Source organism: Planomicrobium sp. YIM 101495 (genome assembly GCF_009707665.1).
Lineage (GTDB): Bacteria > Bacillota > Bacilli > Bacillales_A > Planococcaceae > Planococcus.
This window is the reverse complement of record NZ_WLZW01000004.1, coordinates 121,385-139,363: the sequence shown is the minus strand read 5'-3', so window position 1 is coordinate 139,363 and position 17,979 is coordinate 121,385. Positions and strand designations below refer to the sequence as shown.

Below are 17,979 nucleotides of genomic sequence, written 5' to 3'. Positions count from 1 at the left end.
TTCTACCTATTATTTAATGCCCGTCCGGACGTTGAAGACGCGTGTCTCCCCTGGCTCCAGCTCGATCACTGTCCCAGCCCGTTCAGCCGCAAGGTAGCCTTCCGGCGTCGAGGTGCCCGGCAAGGCGAATGCCGCCACTTTCTGGTCTGCGTTGTTCAGCAGCCATCTCGTCGCGTACGGGAACTCCTCCGTATCGAAACGGATGAAAAACTTCCTGTCACCATTATAGCTCATTTCAAATTCTGCCGTGTCTGTGTAGTCCGTCAAGTTCTTCGTGAAGAAGCAGATTTCCGGATCGTACAATTCCGGCCGGTCGAGCACCGAGATGAGCTCCTTGTCAGCTTCGAGCTTCGCCATGTAGGCTTTCCAGTCATCATTCGGCTTGACGTGACCCGGCACCGACGTCCGCAAATAAAATGCATCTTCCGGAATGTTCTCCGTCATGACACCGTTTTCTACGTATGCGTAATTCATGTGGCACATGTATTGGAGCGGCATCTTCTGGTAGTTCGATCGATTCTGCACTTCCAAGGAAATGCCGATTTCTTCCGTGCCCGCTGTCATCGTGACAGACGGCTTCGCCATGTAGTGATGGCCGAAGCCTTTGACATATTCGAATTCGCTATGAATCGTCATCGTCGTTTCATCGAACATCAAGTAGCTGCGGTCCATCGCTGAAGTCGGGAATTCCCCGTGCAGCGGGTGGACATCATCCGGTCCCGGGCAACCGTTCGCAAGCAGGCCCGAGTGGAACGCGAAACAGCCGTATGTGTCGATGATTTCATTGCCTCTTTTCGGTTCGCTGAACATGTTGTCCATCGTCAGCGACTTGCCGTCGAAGACCACATCCCAAATGATTTGGCCGTCGAATGGCAAGATGATCATGTGCCCTTTGGCGTTGGAAATCTTCAAAGCGGCAATGCCTGACGGATACAGGAAGCTTTCCGCTGTGAAATGATCGTTTTGCAGGAGCACTTTTTGTTCGGTTGTGAAATCCGCTTTATTCAAGAAATACGTATACATCGGAACAAATCCCTTCTAGACGTTTTTGTGGCGCAATTGACCGACGGCATAAATGACGACGACCATGAAGCAGACGAATGCGACGATGAACGAGAATTGCAGCGAGCCCGAGAGATCCGAAACCAATCCTTGTGCAAGCGGGATGATCGCACCGCCGATGATGCTCATGACGATGATTGCGCCGGCTGTTTCCGTATGGCGTTTATCTTTGACAACATCCAACGTCTTCGAATAGATCGTTGCCCAACAAGGACCGAACAGGCCGCTGACGACGATCGCCATGTACACCGCCGACATGTTCGGAACGAATGTTACGTACAACGTGGCAAGAGAGCCGAGGACCGAGAAGCCGATCAGCACTTTCGTCGGCGAGATTCTTTTCATCATGAAGTTCGCAATCATTTTCCCTAAGAAAAATGCGATGAAGCTGTAGATCATGAATGTCGACGCATCGCGTTCATTGATAGCCGGATTCAATTGCATCGCAAGACGGATCGTGAACGACCAGACCGCTGTCTGCATCCCGACATAGAAGAACTGTGTAATGATGCCTTTGATGAACTCTTTGTTACTAGCCAAATATTTGAGCGTTTCCGAGATTTTTGCGTTCTCGATCGCCGCCTTGGCCGGTTTGCTTTTCGGAAATTCCGTGATCATGAAGACGATCAGTGCAACAATCAGCACCATGATCAAGTATTTATACGGCAACAATGTCTTCTGCAGCATTTCCGCCGCGAAGATCGTCTGTTCCGCCGAAGTCATGCCGGCCATCTGTTCTTCAAGCGTGGCACCACTGCCGAACACTAAGTATTTCCCAAGGACGATCCCTAAGATCGAACCGAGTGGATAGAACGTTTGTGAGATGTTCAGACGAAGTGTCGACGTTTTCTTCGGTCCGAGTAGTGAACTGTATGTATTGGCCGATGTCTCAAGGAAGCTGAGGCCGACCGCAATGGCGAATAGTGCCATCAGGAAGACAGAATACGTCGCAACAGCCGAGGCCGGGAAAAATAACGTACAGCCGATGATGTAGCAGATCAACCCGATCAAAATCGCGATCTTATACGACGTTTTCTTGATGATCAGCGATGCAGGAATCGCTACGACAAAATATCCTGCGTAGAACGCACTTTGGACAAATGCCGTGGCAAAGTCGCTCAGCGTAAAAATATGCTTGAATTGCGTGATCAAAATATCATTCAGGCTTGCTGCCGCTCCCCATAACGGGAAAAGAAGTGATAGCAGGATGAACTGGAAAATCGGTGTCTTATCCAAATAGCCATCTTTCAATTGCTTCGAATTCATCTTGATCAAATTCAACGGATTGCGTTTTTCCGCAGGTTCCGTGTTTGTATCGATTGTACTCATTTCCTCGCACTCCCCTTTATGTTTGTGAAACGATTAAATCAAAGCGATGCCGTTGCTCGTTCCGATCCGTGTCGCACCGGCTTCCACCATCGCGTCGAAATCTTCGCGTGTGCGTACCCCGCCGGAAGCTTTCACTTCGACCGCTTCTCCCGAGTGCTCAGCCATCAAGCGCACGTCTTCTGCTGTCGCGCCACCTGTCGAGAAGCCGGTGGATGTCTTGATGAATTCCGCGCCTGTTTTTGCGACGATTTTTGAAACCGCTTTAATTTCATCTTTCGTCAAAAGGCTTGTTTCGATGATGACTTTCGTCAACGCTTTCTCTTTCGCTGCATCCACAACCGCTTGGATGTCCTGTTCGACGAATGCCATGTTTCCACTCTTCAATTCGCCGATGTTGATGACCATGTCTACTTCATGCGCACCGTTGCGGATCGCATCTTCCGTTTCGAACACTTTCACTGCAGTCGTATTCGCACCGAGCGGGAAGCCGATGACCGTGCATACGTTTACATTTGTGCCTTTCAACAAGTCTGCACATAAGGAAACCCAATGCGGATTGACACAGACGGCTGCGAAGTCATGCGCTTTCGCTTCTGCAACTAGCTGTTCGACTTGCTGGCGCGTCGCTTCCGCTTTCAATACGGTATGGTCGATGTATTTGTTGTTCTCCATTTCGCCAACTCCTTTATTTGATTGTTAAAAAAATACCACAAAAAAGAACAAATGTAAAATGAATATTTTACATTTGTTCCAAACAATTAATGTTCAAGTAGTTTAATGGCTGTCATACTGTTCGTAATGAGGACGTTCGGAATCTTTTTCTGTAGGGCGACGTAAATCCCTTCCAGCTTCTCTTCCCCACCAGCGACGAGGATGCTGTTCTCGACTTCCGCCAGCTTATCCAAGCCGATGCCGAACGTGCGGGCATCCAGGTCCTCCAGACAAATTTCTCCGTGTTCGTCAATGAAGCGGGAACAAATGTCGCAGATCGCATGCTCCTCCAAGTAGGCGAATTCTTCATCCGTCGTGTAATGCATCCGGTGAAGCAGCGAAGCTTTCGTCACTGTCCCGATGGTGTAGAGTGCGATGTTGATCCCGGAAATCTTGTCGATGATCTTCTGTGTTTGCTTCTGGTTCAGCATCGTCTGTTTGGCAGCTTCCGTTTCGAACACGACCGGCAGCGGGATGTACTGGCCTTTTGCGTTGAAGTTCTTGACGAATTGCATCATGATTTCCTGGTCGTGCGTCCCGGCTTCCACCAAGTTCATGCCACCTTTCAGCTGGACGACCTCCACACCTTGCAGTGATTTCGGCTTCAGTTCCTGGGAAACCTGGAACAATGTCTCCCCCCAGCTGAGCCCGATCCGATCGTCGTCTTTGACGATGTCGGCCAAATACTCCGCTGTCACCTTGCCGAGCAGGTTGCGTAAATCAAAATCAACATCGCGCATCCGGCTCCTGCTGACATAGGCGACTTTGGCATCCTTCAAGCCGAATTTCTCTTTCAAGCCTTGTTCGAGCGAACCGATCGCATCGACCGGACTCTCGATCGTGATCTGTATAAAATTCTTCTCTTTCGCATGCTTCAATAGCTTCGATACGGTCGGACGGGAAATCGATAACGTCTCGGCAATTTCCTGCTGCGTCTTGTCAAATTCATAATACATCCGTGCTACTTCGATGCTCATCAAATCCTTCTCATCTATCAATGGCCAACCACCTTTCCGTGTTGTATTCCCTTCTTCCAAAATAACTCCGTACTTTATTTTGATTTAGAAACCTTATTGTTGCAAGAAATCGGAATTGCTTCGCCGACTTTCAGTTCCCGATCCGCAGTGCCTTGTTGCGGTTTTGCAGCACAGCGAGGATGCTGAGTGCCGCGAGCAAGCTTGTCTTCGGATTGCTCGGCATCGGGTTGTTCTCGACTTGCAGCTGCATCCGTCCAAAAACGCCCTCCGCTTCAATCGTATGCGTATTGCGGGTGATTTCCGGATCGGCGATGATCCGCACTTCCGTCTTCTCTGCCCCGATGCCTGCGAGTGCCAGGACAAGCGCGACATTGATGTTCTTCGGAAATTTCTCGACTGCTGCTCGTGCACTTCCTTCGAAAAGGGTTTCCACCGCATCCGCTTTGATGCCGAGTGAAGACGGTGACTTCCGTGTCGAGATGCGCACCTGTTCGAGTCCGCCTGCCGATGCAGCCGACTGCAGAAGGTCCAGCCCGCCGATTGCTCCGGACGGCAAGTAAATGTGTGAGCCTTTCGACGTTGCCAGTGCGGTAAGTTCATCCAGCAGCGGCAAGTCTTTAAAGACACCGATACTGCTGACGACGAGATCCTTGCCACTTGCGACAATGTCCCGTGCGTAAACGCCTGCCGCTTCGACTGTCGACGCTTCCACGAGGAGGTCGAGCGGCAGTTCCAAAAAGCGGCGGAGTTCCGTGTAGAAGTCCGCGCCGAATCGTTCGCTCAGCTCACTTCCGGCTTCAATGTTGCGGCCGAAGATGGCTATGACTTTCCCGTCCGCCAGTCTGTTCTCGTTCACTTGTTCCAATAAATACGTTGCGATATTGCCGGTTCCGATAATCCCTATGTTCACCGTGCATCTCCTCCTCACAATCGATTACTTCAATTCTACACGTTTCTCGCTGTCGTTTCAGAATATTCTTTCACGAAAAAAGCGATGCATGCTATAATTTCTGTAACAAATCAGCTTCATCCCGGAAAGGGGAATTCGAATGATCACCAAAGTATTTCCTTATTTGAACTTTGACGGAGATGGCAAGGAAGCAGCGCATTTTTACGCAGAGGTTCTCGGAGCACAATTGGCTGGCATTTCGACTTATGGAGACGCACACGGAGGGGATATGGAAGGGATGCCGGAAGGAGCGGCGGATCTTGTCATGAACGCACAGCTTGTGTTTGCGAATGGCGATTCGATCATGATTTCCGATGTCCCACCTGGTATGGGCATCCCGTTCCAAAAAGGCACAAACGTCTCGGTTACGCTCACGATGGATGACAAGGAAGAAGCTCGCAACGCTTTTCAGAAGCTATCGGAAGGCGGAGGTGTCAGTATGGAATTGCAGGAGACGTTCTGGAGTCCGCTTTACGGCGCACTGCAAGACCGTTTCGGCATCGAATGGCAGATTTCCGTCGACCCGGAGCAAGGAGTATAACCAAGTGGCATTAGAAAACGCCTTCGTTTAGGAAGGCGTTTTTTTCGTTCTGATCAAGTTGTTTCAGCAAAAATCATATAAACAATCATCCTAGCCTCTTTTGATGCGGAGCTGTCAGGTCGGCTACCTTACCTCTTCGCACCCGCCAGACATCCGGCATTCCTTTTCGCTTCACTGAACTACTCTGCTGCAGGCGGGGCTGCTTTTGCCAGTTCAATGCCATGCTCGAAAAATGATCTTGCAATCGCATGCCGGATTCTACTTTCCAATCGTTCTTTCATTTCTACATTGACGACATGCACTTCGACTTGGAAATCCAATGCTGAATTGCGGAATCCAATAAATTGGACGTCTGGCTTTTGATCGATTGGGACACCTTTCATCGCCGACATCTCTCTTTCCGCTGCTTCATCCAACAATTCTTCCACTTTTGCTGTGTCACTGCCGTAAGCGACACTTACTTCCACTCGCGCGAACAATTCGGCGCTGGAGCGGTTTTTGACGATTTGTTCGATGAAATATTGATTCGGCACGATCAGTGTTCCATCCTTCAGCGTTTCTACGACAGTTGAACGCAGTTTGATCCTTGTAATCCTCCCGATCTTTTTATCGATTTCGACCATCTCACCGACTTCCATCGGCCGTTCAAACAGGATGATGATGCCGGATACAAAATTCGCCGCAATATTGCGGACACCGAACCCGATTCCGATGCCGAGCACACTGAAAACGACGCCTAATGCGGTGAGGTCGAGTCCGACAGTCGTAAAGCTCAGCGCTAGGGCAAGGAACATCACGATGTAGTAAATCAGTCGGTTGATGGTAAAACTCAAACCGACATCAATATCGAATTGCTCGTATATATAGGGCATGATATGGCGGTTGAAAGTTTTCACGATTCTGCTGGCAAAAGTGACGATCATGATGACAACCACAATCAAAAAGACAGTCACTTGCACGCCTTCAGTTTCATAAAATGGATACGTCAGCCATCTTTCCTTCCAGAAATAAAACAAGAATAGCAGGATCGAACTGTAGAATGCCAGCCAGTTCAAAATGGTTTCGGCGACCGGAATTACCCGCTCACTGTACTCGTCCGCTTCAGGATAAACTTTAAGATCCATTCAATCGCTATTTTGAGAATAAAGATCAATGATAGGTAAACGAAGAACATGAAGAACTCTCTCACAGACAAATCCTTCAACAGTTCGATGCCCTTGAAGACTTGAGCATTGTCCAATTCCTCCCCCCTCCTTCCTTGCCATCATCCGATACACCCTTTCTAAAATAGTTCCCCTGTTACTGCCCGCAACAAACACCCGCTGCCCGTCTCTTTCTTGGATAGATTTCCTCAGCCTCGGACTCTACGGAGCGTTTGTTGCAGTTGAAGGAACCGTTCATTATGATAAAAGATACGCAGGAGGAGATCGAATGGATACACAAAAAGTCGGCGATTTGATTTATCGTTTACGAAAAGAAAAAGGCTTCACCCAAAAACAATTAGCGGAGCAATTGCATCTGTCCGACCGGACGATTTCCAAATGGGAGCGCGGTCAAGGCTACCCGGATGTATCACTGCTTCCGAGTTTATCTGCTGTCTTCGGAGTGAATATCGAAAATATACTGGACGGCGAATTGCCGGCCAATGATTTTATAGGAGGTAACATGAAAAAAGCCAATTATTTTGTTTGCACCACATGTCATAACATCGTCCTCGCAACAGGAGACGTTACACTTTCCTGCTGCGGGAGAAAGCTGGAACAGCTGGAGGCGAAGAAAGCAACGGATGACAATAAGCTGCTTTTGACGGAGTCGGATCAGGAATGGTTCATTTCGAGCGACCATCCGATGACAAAAGAGCACTACATCTCATTCCTGGCATTCGCAACCGGCGACCAGATCCAACTGATCAAGCAATTCCCCGAATGGAGCCTGCAAAGCCGTATCCCGAAAAAGAAGCACGGCAAGCTGCTTTGGTATGATACGAAGTTCGGTTTGTATTATCAGCTTGTGTGAAATCCGACAAGAACCTAAAGGAACTGCCCCCGTCTCAATGGGAGACGGGGGCAGTTCCTTTTTCTATCCGATTAGTCTACCGCTACAGATGTCTCGATATCGTCGGCCCGGTTCTTCCGCGCTTTGACGAAGAACATGCCCATGAGGATGATCGTCAAAATCAGCCCTATAATGAACGAGATGTTCAAATCAAGGTTGAAGCCGATCTTCTGGTTCAAGATGTAGACAAATACCATATATGTGATGAAAATGGCTGGCGCCAATGCCACAAAGTAGTTCTTACCTTGAATGTACAAGTACATCGTCGCGATCCATAGTGCGATTGCGGCAGTCGCTTGGTTCGCCCAAGAGAAGTAGCGCCACAGCAAGTTGAAGTCGATCTGCGTCAAGACGATCGAGATTGCGAACAATGGCAGTGCGATCATCAGACGCTTAATGACTTTCTGCTGATCGATTTTCAAGTAGTCCGCAATGATCGAACGCGCAGCACGGAATGCCGTATCCCCTGAAGTGATCGGCAGGACGATCGCACCGAGAACAGCGATCGTACCACCAACAGCACCAAGAAGCGTCATGGATACTTCGTTGACGACCGCGGAAGGAGTCCCTTCGCTGATCATGCTTGATAGTGTCTGGCCATCGAAAATGCTCATCGCAGCTGCAGCCCAGATCATCGCGATGATCCCTTCCGCAATCATCATGCCGTAGAAGATGTAGCGGCCTTGTGATTCATTCTGCGTCGTCCGTGAAATGATCGGTGATTGCGTCGCGTGGAATCCAGACAACGCTCCACAAGTGATCGTGAAGAACAGCATCGGGAAAATCGGCAAATTGTCTGGATGCATATTCGTCAAGTTCAATTCCGGAATCTTATATTCAGAGAACAAAAGCGCTCCTCCGACTCCGATTGTCCCGATCAAAAGAACGGCACCGAAGTAAGGATAAAGACGGCCGATGATTTTGTCGATCGGTAAAATAGTGGAGAGGAAATAATAAACGAAAATAAGTGCAATCAAGATTGCGACAGCTACTTTGCCATCCAGAAGTATTGCAAGCAATGACGCTGGCGTCGTGACGAATACCGTTCCGACAAGCAGCAACAACAGCAATGCAAAAAAGTTCACGAGGTGCTTCGAAGCTGCCCCCAGGAATTTCCCGGCAAGCTCTGGAATATGTGCACCTTTGTTGCGAATGGAAATCATCCCCGTCAAGTAGTCGTGCACCGCTCCTGCAAAAATGCAGCCGATGACAATCCACAAAAATGCGACCGGGCCGTAAAGCGCTCCCATGATCGGGCCGAAAATCGGACCGGTACCTGCGATATTCAACAGCTGAATCAACGAGTTTTTATGTTTGTTCATCGGCACGAAATCGACGCCGTCATGATTGGCGTAAGCCGGTGTTTTCCGTCCGGCGATTGGACCGAATAATTTTTCAATATACTTTCCGTATGTAAAATATGCAACCACAAGCAAAGCAATCGAAACAATAAATGTAATCATGTTTTCCCCTCCTGTTTCTTTCTGGTGATTGCTTACGCAATAGATTGCCTGCTCCCAATCCCCCGGACTGTCTTTTCTCCTTCTTCGAAAGAATAGCATCTATTAATCATTTCTGAATTATAAGGATAATATAGTCATTTCAATTAGTCAATTTGATTTTGAACAATAGTAAACTCCAATCCTGTAGAACGTCTTCTTCTCTTCATTGGGCCAAAAGATAAAAAGTGCCAGACATAGGTCCGGCACTTTTTTCTTATTCCATCAATTCAGGGTAAACCGCTTTTGCGACAAGTTCGACTGCTTCACCGATACGTGGACCGGGACGTGACGTCACATCCGCGTCAAGTATGTGAATCGCATCTTCTTGAACCGCTGTAATGCTGTCCCATGAACTGCGCGCTTTCATTTCAGCGATTGGATCTTCAATATACGTCACACTGCTCAAAATAACCGCTGGGTTGCGGGTGATTACTTCTTCTTCCGAAATGCTCGGCCAACCGGTCATGTCACTAAAAATGTTTTCAACTTGGGCATGGTCTAGGATTTCTTGCTGGAAAGTCGATTGGCCGATTGTGTAAATATCCGGTGACGGACTGATTTCGAAGTAAATTTGTTTCTTCTCAACCGAAGCGAGCTTTTGTTGCACTTCTTCTATTTGCCCCTGGATGTCTTCGATTAATTCCTCGCCTTTTTCTTCCGCAGCTAAGACTGCAGCGAGCTGTTCAATATCTCCGTAGACGTCTTCGAATGATGTCGCGGACTGGATGACGAATACCGGAATGTCTGCCTCTTCAAGTAAAGCAAGTCCGGCCGGCGCTTCTCCTGTGGAATAGGCAAGGACGACATCCGGATCCAATTGGATGATGCGCTCTGCGTTGAATTCAACCGAATCACTGATGCGCTCGATCTCCAGCGCTTCTTCCGGATATGTATCATAATCCGTTACACCAACAAGTTTTTCGCCTTCTTCCAAAGCAAAGACAATCTCCGTATTGCTCGGAATCAGCGAAACGACCGTTTCAGGTACTGCTTCGAACGTCACTTCTTTTTCAAGATCGTCTATGACTGTATAACTGGAAGTTTCCGCTTCCTCTGGTGATGTGGTTTCTTCTTGTGGTGCTGTCTCTTCCGGTGTCTCGCTTGAAGTATCACCGGATTGGCATGCGCCGAGCAGGAGAGCAGCGGCGAGTAGTGCAGATAAATGGATTCCATTGATTTTCATGATTTAAGCTCCTTCTTTCTTTTCGGTCTGGTCGGGTATGACTTACTGACGAATGGAATTTCATGTACGCCGTGCGTTTTATTAACGAAGACAGCCATTGCGAAGAAGAGATTCGCGAGCAGTCCTGTATAGTCGAATAAGTGTTCCGGCACTTCCCGCTCCAGTGAAACTTTGTGCAAAGCACGGACGGATTTTTTCGCTTCGCTTCTGCATACATGCAAAACAGTTGCGGCATATGTTCCTTGCGGCAAGACGAATGTGCTGATTTCCTCTTCGACTTGCGCGACGTAACGGTCGTACATTTCACTAAGCACATCAAGGTCCTCTTCTGTCACAGCAAGCTTCCCGCGTACAGAGCCGTTCAAGTGATAGCACATCGGCTGCAAGTAGCGGAGATCTTCATACACCATCGGCACATCTTCCAAGAGGGAAATCGCTTCTCCCACCCGTGTCGTCATGGAGTCGGTGCGGATTTCAAAATCCACAGTCGCAGCACTTTCACGCATGAAAGGGTAACAGACAAAACGGATATCCTTTTTCATTTTTTCACCTCCTGATGACAAATCAGTTAAATATCAGCAGGCGTATCGTTCCGCAAAAAAAGAGTGCCATCCCAGGAATAAGGATGGCACTCCAACTATCGGCAAACCGAAAAAAAGCGGTCAATAGGAAAAGTTGCCGCAAAATCCCCTTATCTTCCGAAGAGCGAAAATACGTTCAGAAAAAGGTAGGTCTCCTGGCTCGTGCATCACTTTACTCCGAGGCCCTTCCCGACCGGATAACTCCCGATCAGTGGCATTCCTCGTTTCATCCACACTTACAGTTGCGGAAACAGCTTCGGATTTCAACCGAATTCCCTGTTACGCTGATTGCTCAGCACCTTTTCCCTGCATGAATATTTACTTGGTTCAATTGTAGCATATCCGTCCAAAGAATGAGCACCCTATCAGTCATTAAAGCACAGGCGACTCCAAATTCTCTTTCTTATTCTCCATCCGTTTGACGATATAAATACTCATCTCATACAACACCGCCATCGGAACCAGCACCAGCAGCTGGCTGATGAAATCTGGCGGCGTAATCAATGCCGAGACAATTGCGAGCACAAGATACGACCATTTTCGTACCTTCTTCATCGAGCCCGAAGTCAATAGTCCGAGTGTCGACAAGAATAACGCCACGATTGGCATCTCGAACAAGAGCCCAAGTGGGACCGTCGTCATAATCAGGAAATGGACATACTCGCTTGCCGAAATCATCACCGCGAAGTTCGTTGCGCCAAGTCCTACTAGAAACTGATAGCTTAGCGGATTGACGATGAAATACCCGAACGCCACACCGAAGAGGAATAGCAGCAGCATGACCGGCGAATACAAGCCGAGAAACTTCGACTCCTCATCTTTCAGCCCCGGCTTTACGAACTGCCAAATGAAATGACTCAGGAATGGCAGCGATAATCCCAGCGCCAGCGTGACTGAAATCGATGTGTAGAACTTGATGATTTCCAACGGGCCAAGGATGACGAGATCGTGCCCTCTCACCACATATGGAAACCAGAAATTCAGCGTCGCAAAAACAACGACCAGGAAGAAAAAGAACACGAACAAACTCTTGATCAATTGCTTTCGCAGCTCCCCTAAATGGTCGACTAGCGATTCCACAGGCTCTTCCGAATCCCCTTCCGGCGGATCCGGAGGTTGTGGCGCTGTCGCTTCCGTGACAGGCGGATCCGGGATTTTCACCGCAGGGATTTCTGGCTGTTCCGCTTTCTTTTGCAGCGGACTGACTAATTTACGCTCTCCATACGGATCCATTTAACCACCTTCAAATTTTTTCGGATTTTGTTTCTTCTTTCGTTTCGGGTGTCTCGTCGTCATCCATGATGTCTTTCGCTGAACGCTTGAATTCAGACAACGTCTTGCCGACCGCGCCGCCAATTTCCGGCAGCTTTCTAGGTCCAAATAAGATCAACACAATCACCAATATAATAATCAACCCTGGAACGCCGATTGAAGCTAAACCGCCCATAACATGTCTCCTCCTTTATTAAACGAGTGATCCTCCATTTTTGCTGTAATTAATGATGCCTTCCGCACAGCGATAGGCAAGTGCCCCGACTGTTCCTGTCGGATTATAACCGCCATTATGTGCAAAATTCCCGGCGCCTACCACGAATAAATTCTCTGCATCCCAGTGCTGCAGGTAGTTGTTCACCACACTGGTAGCCGGGTCCGCTCCCATTACCGTTCCACCAGTATTATGCGTCGTTTGGTAAGGAACAATGTCATAATCTGAAATCGGGCTGCCCGCTACTACCGTTTTCGCGCCCATCTCCTTCATGATTTCCGCGGATTTTTCCGTCAGGAATTTGTGAAGCGCCCGGTCCTGGTCTGTGAAATTGTATGTCAATTGCAAGAGCGGCACGCCATAAATGTCTTTATACGTACTATCGAGCGCCATATAGTTCTCACGGTGTGGCATCGAAGCTCCCTGTCCGCCGATGCTCAACGTTTTATTGAAGTTCTCGATGGACGCCTTCTTGAATTCCGCTCCCCATGAAGGCGTATCCGGCGGTACCGGATTCGTCAAAATCGGGCGGATACCCGTCTGCGTCATCGACAGGCTCGCACCGTGGATGAAATCCAAGTCGCCGTGATCAAAACTGTCACCGTTAAAGTCATCGATAGTCATGCCAAGCGATCCTGCTCCCATGAACGTGTTCATTTTTTCTTCGAAAAACCCGGAAGCGCCCGGCAAAATCTGATAGCAATAATTTCTTCCCAACGTCCCTTGCCCAGTGTCCGGATTGTACATTTCTCCGATATTGGAGACCATCAAGAGTTTCGCGTTGTTCATGATATAGCTCGTCAGCACGACGACTTCCGCCGGCTGGAAGAATTCCTCGAACGTGACCGTATCGAAATAGCGGACACCGGTTACACGATCCCCTTCTTTCACAACCTCTACAACATTCGCATTGAAAGTGATTTCGTAATTCCCGGTTTCCCGCGCCGTCGGGACCACCGTGATCTCCGGCGACGTTTTTGCGCCGTACTCACAGCCGAACCGTTCACAGAATCCGCAATACTGACAGGCGTTGATCGAAGCCCCATCCGGATTCACGTACGCTTCCGATAAATTCGCGGAAGGCAGCATGAACGGCGTATAGCCTAAATTCGTTGCGGCCGTCTCGAACTTTTTTAAAATCGGGGTCTTTTTCATCGGAGGTGTCGGGAACGGATTGGATCGTTTCCCCCAGAATGGATTGATGTCTTCACCTGAAATGCCGGCCGTCTTCTCGAACTTATCGAAATACGGCTCCAGTTCATCGTACGTGATGCCCCAGTCTTGCAGCGTGTACTCCGGTGCCAGCTTATCCGCTCCGTACTTCTCATCAGTCAAAGTCTTGATCTGGAAATCGTACGGCAAAAAACGCCACGTGTGGCCATTCCAGTGGGTTCCTGATCCACCGAGACCTTCACCTAGCAAAAATGATCCGAGCTGCCGCATAGGCAACGCCTTCTGCTGCCGGTTATTGCGGAACGTGACAGTTTCTTTCGAGACGTCCTGCATCAATTCATAGCGCACTGCATAACGGTATTCATCGTGGACGATCGCGAAATCCTCCGTTCCTCGTTCACGCCCACGCTCCAGTCCCACGACTTTCAATCCTGCTTTCGCACATTCTGCCGCGATGATTCCGCCTGTCCACCCGACCCCCACCGTTACTACATCCACTTTTTCCAAATTTGTGACCACCACAATTCCCCCTTTGATTAATGTTGCGTACCGAGCGACTTAGGCTCTATTTCCACAAACTCCTCGCTATCGATCTGGTTCAAGTAAGACAGTTGATGTCCCGGGTAACCTTTCATTTTCCACCCTTCCATGTTCTGGTTTCCGGAATAAATAGGATCCGCATAAGCCCCTTCTAAAGTGGCCGCACGCAATAGCCGGAAGAAGAACAAAGCCGAAACGCCTTTCATCGTGATCTCTTCTTCCTGGAAAGCCGTCAAGATTTCGTCCATCTGCTCTCCCTCGAGATCGACGAAATCCGTCTGGAACCGGTCCTGTGCTTCCTGCTGCATGATTTGGAGACCTTGCCGGAACATTTCATTCCGCTTCAAGCGGCTTTGGTACCCTTGTGTCTTCTGTCCTTCGAGGAACGGCGCCTGCATATACTCCCGCGAATTCTCACCGTAAGCCCCCGCGAGCTGCTGGTCAATGAAGTAAGGAACCGCGAGGCCGATTGCCCCGGGGCCTAAATCGTCTTCCGGAAAGATACGCTCTGTCGCCTGCGCTAAAATTTGGAACTCTGCGTCATTCTTGAAGAACATGAGACCCCTGACGCCGCCTGCTCCTCCTTCACCTGGTTCGCCAGCCGTCGAACCAGGAGGAGTGCTTGCGTTGTCGTTGCCTACATTCGCACCAATTAAACCGCCAATGATTCCACCGCCGATTAAAGCTCCAGTCGCGATTCCCGACGTCTTGAGGAAGTCGCGTCTGGAATAATTCTTATCCTCTTTTGTCATCCTGATTTTCCTCCCTTTTTTTATTATTTTTAAAAAATTATGAATACTTAATTCAAATACCCTCTTTTAAAATTTCTACACACATGTGCTAGAAAAAATTAATGTGAAGTGCTGAAAAAAGCTGAGGAGACACAAAAAGCCGAGGGGATTTCGAGGGTCCCCTTGGCTTCAAAAGCTTCTTTCTATTTCACACTTTTCCGCTTCGGATAAAATTTCATCCCCATCAATCCTCCACTGCAAACTCAAGTGCCGTTTCGTAATCTTCCGTTGTCGTTATTTCGTAGAGAACATCTTCTTCCTGCCAAACGATGAGCTGGTTCCAATCGCCGTCATCGGTCGCATCGAACTGGGCAGCACCGATTTGATGCGGTGCAGGCAGGAGATGCTCTTCCAGGAATGCAACAATCGCTTTCGCGTCTTCTATCAAGCTATCGCCTTGATCAGTCATCGCGCGTACCGCAAGTGACCAGCGCCCTTCATTCCAGGAAATATACTGTGAACCGGCTGCGCCTTCACGCACACCAGTGATGCCGTGTCCAAGGTCAACATCCGACAGCCCATCACTTTCGCCAGTATCCTGGTAGTTGATCTCGGCAGCTGCCTCCTCTGCACTTCCGAGACGCGTGCCTTTGAAGACAGCGAACGGTTCTTCTTGTTCACCAAGTGATGGATCATTGACCGGCACCGCGGATACCGTTCGGTAAAATGCGACCATGTACGAACCGCTATCCGATTGCGTTACCGCTGAAACTCCAGCTCCCATCAACGCTTCAATGTCTTCAGGCAAGACGACTGGAACTTCGGTTGTGAGCTGCTCCTTCACATCGTCGGTCACAGTCTCGTTCTCTTCAGGCTGCTGTCCGGAGTCTTCTTCCGGTTCTTGGTCTTCCACTTCGTCAGGAGAGTCGGGCGCTGCCGGAACTTCCTGTTCGGGCTCCGTCACTTCCTCGCTGTCTTCTGCGCCGCATCCGGCAACCAGCAGCGAAAGCATGACGCCCATCATCAATTTCCTCTTCATCGTCCCCACTTCCTTTCATGAATGTCTTTACACCCTTAATTCCCTTCCCACAGAAAAAAACGCCTGCCGGATGACAGACGTTTTTCGTATACAATTCAATCCTGATTCAAATGCCATAGCTGCTCAAGCGGAACCGCTTCATAATCCACCCCGTAGTCCTCCCGCAAGATCCGTTCGAAACTCCGTTTCGTAGCATCCTTCTGAAACGTCAGCACCACATGGCAATGCGCGAGTGCAACATGATCTGTCATTTGCTTTGTGAAGCAGTCCAGCGCTTCGATATGCGCATCTTCGACCGGCGCCCCGGAATAAACAACACCCTTGATCAAGTTTTCCCGCATATCTTCCTCTATCCGCGTATCCGGCAAATCCAGGTCGGCCAGTTCAGTCTTCCGCTGCTCATCCGATATAAACAATTGATAACGTGAGCCGCCACACCGGATTTCCCACACTTCCAAGCCCGTGAACCTTGCCTTTCTTTCAAAAAAGTCGATCATTATACTACACACCTTCTTTCCGGACGCCGAATGATTGTCAGAAAAAGCTACCAGCTCTTCCGATATTTATCCTCGATTACCCGGTAGTTCTCATGATGGATCTGATTCCAATCCGTTTTCTTGTATTGCCGGTTTTTCAGTCTGCCATTAATCCTTTCCGGATCGTACTCCTTGAAGCCTTGGCTTTCTGTCCATTGCTTCATCTCCTTGTGCTCCGGATGCTTGGTATTCCGGTAAGCCTTCAAAAATTCATAGAACCCTGGAATTCCTCCGACATCTTCCGGAGGCGCTGTCTCCGCTCCGCCCAGCAGTGTCGGGAAGCCGAAATGATAATCCTCCACGATGTCCTCCAAGCGAATCAAGAACCGCCAGCCATCGCCGAAATCATACAAATAGTCAAGCTCTCCGTACTTTTCCAAATACGTATCGATCTTGATGCCCGAAGGTTTTCGGACCACTGCAGACAGCCGCTCCTGATAGCGTTCCTCGAACTCCCGAAACTCGGGTTCCGCATTTTTCAAACGCTCCGCGAACATTTTCCGGTTCTTTTTGAATCCTTGATGTTCCGTGTACGCTTCCTCATCGTTCGTCACGCGAATGTACTCTTCCGGCAGATCGAATTCAAACAGATGATATCCGTCAGAGGGATACCCTCCTTGAAAATTCGTCGATTGCTGGATGACTTCATGGAGCATTTTGAATGTCGCGCCCGCCGGCATGATCACCCGCCGCCGAATGAGCGGCTCCGAATGCTCCAGTTCGAATTTGATGATATAGGATTTCATTGAATGGATCACCTTACTTTCTGTAGGTGTGGTTGTCTCAAAACAAAAGCCCTGCCCGTTTCAGTGGACAAGAGCTCCCATTACTTGTTCCTCTTCTCAAGACTCATCCATACTCTTCGCTTCTTCTGTATCGCGGACGTTCTTTTGGACTGTGACGACGGCGAACAAACTCAAGACGAAGGAAATTCCGTAAAAGCCTTTTTCACTCAAAATGATGCTGCCCGCGTTGAACAGGCCGATCGCCATGAGCGAAATCGCAGCGATCAATGCAAACCAGCTGATCCCGTAGTACAAGTTCGTGACGCGTATCCCCTCATCACGGTCCCGGACGGCTTTCTGGAGCGATACCGCCGAATAAAGTCCGAGGATCATCACGGTGATATAATACCCTTTTTCGTTTAATTCCATCTCCGCATTGTACAGCCCGATCAAATACGTCGACACCCCGATCAGCAAAGCACCCCAAGCCGCGCCTTTGAACGCGCTTGTCGGTTCGCCGAGCCTGCGTTTTTCCGCCGGCTTTTTCGTGAATACATCATCTTCTTTTTCACCTAACATACTTCCCAGCTCCTTTCAGTTTGGGTTAGATTCTATTTCTCTTTCTTCAATAAGACGCGAAAAAACACACGCGGTTGCAATCTCCTTAACACACTTACTCAATTTTCAAAATGTTATGATGGTCTTTATCATAACATTTTTTAGCGAGATTCACCGTGATAGATGAAAACCTGTTCGGAGCAGCTGGAACACACTCTTTCTAAACGCAAAAGAATGAAAGCCGTCGAAACCGCAACGCCGAGCAGCACAAACAAAGCGGAAACTCCGGTGGTTATGGACA

General features: G+C 49.0%; 20 protein-coding genes and 1 riboswitch. Of the genes, 2 read left to right on the top strand and 18 right to left on the bottom strand.

The genetic code is table 11. The annotated features are described in order from the left end of the window. Positions 1-9: 9 nt before the first annotated feature. The 5 genes from GIW82_RS13080 to nadX form a co-directional block, all read right to left on the bottom strand. Entirely contained in the window at positions 10-1,023 is a 1,014-nt protein-coding gene (locus GIW82_RS13080; protein ID WP_154750389.1) for an aldose 1-epimerase family protein, read from the bottom strand. Positions 1,024-1,038: 15 nt separating this feature from the next. Beyond that, positions 1,039-2,391, bottom strand: coding sequence for an L-fucose:H+ symporter permease (fucP, locus tag GIW82_RS13075; RefSeq protein ID WP_154750388.1), 1,353 nt, complete (start codon positions 2,389-2,391; stop codon positions 1,039-1,041). 33 nt (positions 2,392-2,424) lie between these two features. Continuing rightward, positions 2,425-3,063, bottom strand: coding sequence for a deoxyribose-phosphate aldolase (deoC, locus tag GIW82_RS13070; RefSeq protein WP_154750387.1), 639 nt, complete (start codon positions 3,061-3,063; stop codon positions 2,425-2,427). An 86-nt stretch (positions 3,064-3,149) separates the two neighbouring features. Beyond that, positions 3,150-4,100: a sugar-binding transcriptional regulator gene (locus GIW82_RS13065; RefSeq protein WP_154750386.1), complete on the bottom strand. Its 951-nt coding sequence runs from the start codon at positions 4,098-4,100 to the stop codon at positions 3,150-3,152. Between the two features lie 109 nt (positions 4,101-4,209). After that, positions 4,210-4,989 (bottom strand): aspartate dehydrogenase, encoded by a 780-nt coding sequence (gene nadX / locus GIW82_RS13060; RefSeq protein WP_370456236.1) that lies wholly within the window; start codon positions 4,987-4,989, stop codon positions 4,210-4,212. Between the two features lie 139 nt (positions 4,990-5,128). Between nadX and GIW82_RS13055 the strand changes: the two genes are divergently transcribed. Then, positions 5,129-5,569, top strand: coding sequence for a VOC family protein (locus GIW82_RS13055; RefSeq protein ID WP_154750385.1), 441 nt, complete (start codon positions 5,129-5,131; stop codon positions 5,567-5,569). Positions 5,570-5,748: 179 nt separating this feature from the next. Here the strand turns inward: GIW82_RS13055 and GIW82_RS13050 are convergent, their stop codons facing one another. Together GIW82_RS13050 and GIW82_RS14940 are read right to left on the bottom strand one after the other, a co-directional pair. Next, positions 5,749-6,693, bottom strand: coding sequence for a mechanosensitive ion channel family protein (locus GIW82_RS13050; protein WP_230309393.1), 945 nt, complete (start codon positions 6,691-6,693; stop codon positions 5,749-5,751). Continuing rightward, entirely contained in the window at positions 6,645-6,809 is a 165-nt protein-coding gene (locus tag GIW82_RS14940; RefSeq protein WP_230309392.1) for a hypothetical protein, read from the bottom strand. Before GIW82_RS14940 ends, GIW82_RS13050 begins: the two co-directional genes overlap by 49 nt. 191 nt (positions 6,810-7,000) lie before the next feature. Between GIW82_RS14940 and GIW82_RS13045 the strand changes: the two genes are divergently transcribed. Next, entirely contained in the window at positions 7,001-7,585 is a 585-nt protein-coding gene (locus tag GIW82_RS13045) for a helix-turn-helix domain-containing protein (RefSeq protein WP_154750384.1), read from the top strand. 71 nt (positions 7,586-7,656) lie between these two features. On the opposite strand, the gene GIW82_RS13040 is transcribed toward GIW82_RS13045, so the two are convergent. From GIW82_RS13040 to yiaA, 11 genes are all read right to left on the bottom strand, one after another. Continuing rightward, the gene (locus GIW82_RS13040; protein ID WP_154750383.1) at positions 7,657-9,087 is read right to left on the bottom strand and encodes a carbon starvation CstA family protein; all 1,431 of its coding nucleotides are present in this window, start codon (positions 9,085-9,087) and stop codon (positions 7,657-7,659) included. 253 nt (positions 9,088-9,340) lie between these two features. Then, a complete protein-coding gene (locus GIW82_RS13035) occupies positions 9,341-10,309 on the bottom strand; it encodes an ABC transporter substrate-binding protein (protein ID WP_154750382.1) in 969 nt (322 codons plus the stop codon). Further along, on the bottom strand, positions 10,306-10,851 hold the full coding sequence (locus GIW82_RS13030) for a hypothetical protein (RefSeq protein ID WP_154750381.1): 546 nt from the start codon (positions 10,849-10,851) through the stop codon (positions 10,306-10,308). Before GIW82_RS13030 ends, GIW82_RS13035 begins: the two co-directional genes overlap by 4 nt. 167 nt (positions 10,852-11,018) lie before the next feature. Continuing rightward, positions 11,019-11,208: riboswitch (cobalamin riboswitch) on the bottom strand. A gap of 54 nt (positions 11,209-11,262) precedes the next feature. After that, on the bottom strand, positions 11,263-12,123 hold the full coding sequence (gene tatC / locus GIW82_RS13025) for a twin-arginine translocase subunit TatC (protein ID WP_154750380.1): 861 nt from the start codon (positions 12,121-12,123) through the stop codon (positions 11,263-11,265). Positions 12,124-12,133: 10 nt separating this feature from the next. Next, positions 12,134-12,337, bottom strand: coding sequence for a twin-arginine translocase TatA/TatE family subunit (gene tatA / locus GIW82_RS13020; RefSeq protein WP_154750379.1), 204 nt, complete (start codon positions 12,335-12,337; stop codon positions 12,134-12,136). Between the two features lie 18 nt (positions 12,338-12,355). Further along, positions 12,356-14,068 (bottom strand): GMC family oxidoreductase, encoded by a 1,713-nt coding sequence (locus GIW82_RS13015; protein ID WP_370456235.1) that lies wholly within the window; start codon positions 14,066-14,068, stop codon positions 12,356-12,358. A gap of 17 nt (positions 14,069-14,085) precedes the next feature. Beyond that, on the bottom strand, positions 14,086-14,841 hold the full coding sequence (locus GIW82_RS13010; RefSeq protein WP_154750378.1) for a gluconate 2-dehydrogenase subunit 3 family protein: 756 nt from the start codon (positions 14,839-14,841) through the stop codon (positions 14,086-14,088). A gap of 223 nt (positions 14,842-15,064) precedes the next feature. Next, complete coding sequence (locus tag GIW82_RS13005; RefSeq protein ID WP_154750377.1) at positions 15,065-15,859, bottom strand: hypothetical protein; 795 nt, start codon at positions 15,857-15,859, stop codon at positions 15,065-15,067. Between the two features lie 95 nt (positions 15,860-15,954). Beyond that, positions 15,955-16,311, bottom strand: a complete 357-nt coding sequence (locus GIW82_RS13000; protein ID WP_370456234.1) for a hypothetical protein — start codon at positions 16,309-16,311, stop codon at positions 15,955-15,957. A 92-nt stretch (positions 16,312-16,403) separates the two neighbouring features. Then, positions 16,404-17,141, bottom strand: a complete 738-nt coding sequence (locus GIW82_RS12995; protein WP_154750375.1) for a plasmid pRiA4b ORF-3 family protein — start codon at positions 17,139-17,141, stop codon at positions 16,404-16,406. Between the two features lie 96 nt (positions 17,142-17,237). Then, positions 17,238-17,699: an inner membrane protein YiaA gene (gene yiaA / locus GIW82_RS12990; protein WP_154750374.1), complete on the bottom strand. Its 462-nt coding sequence runs from the start codon at positions 17,697-17,699 to the stop codon at positions 17,238-17,240. Between the last annotated feature and the right edge of the window lie 280 nt (positions 17,700-17,979).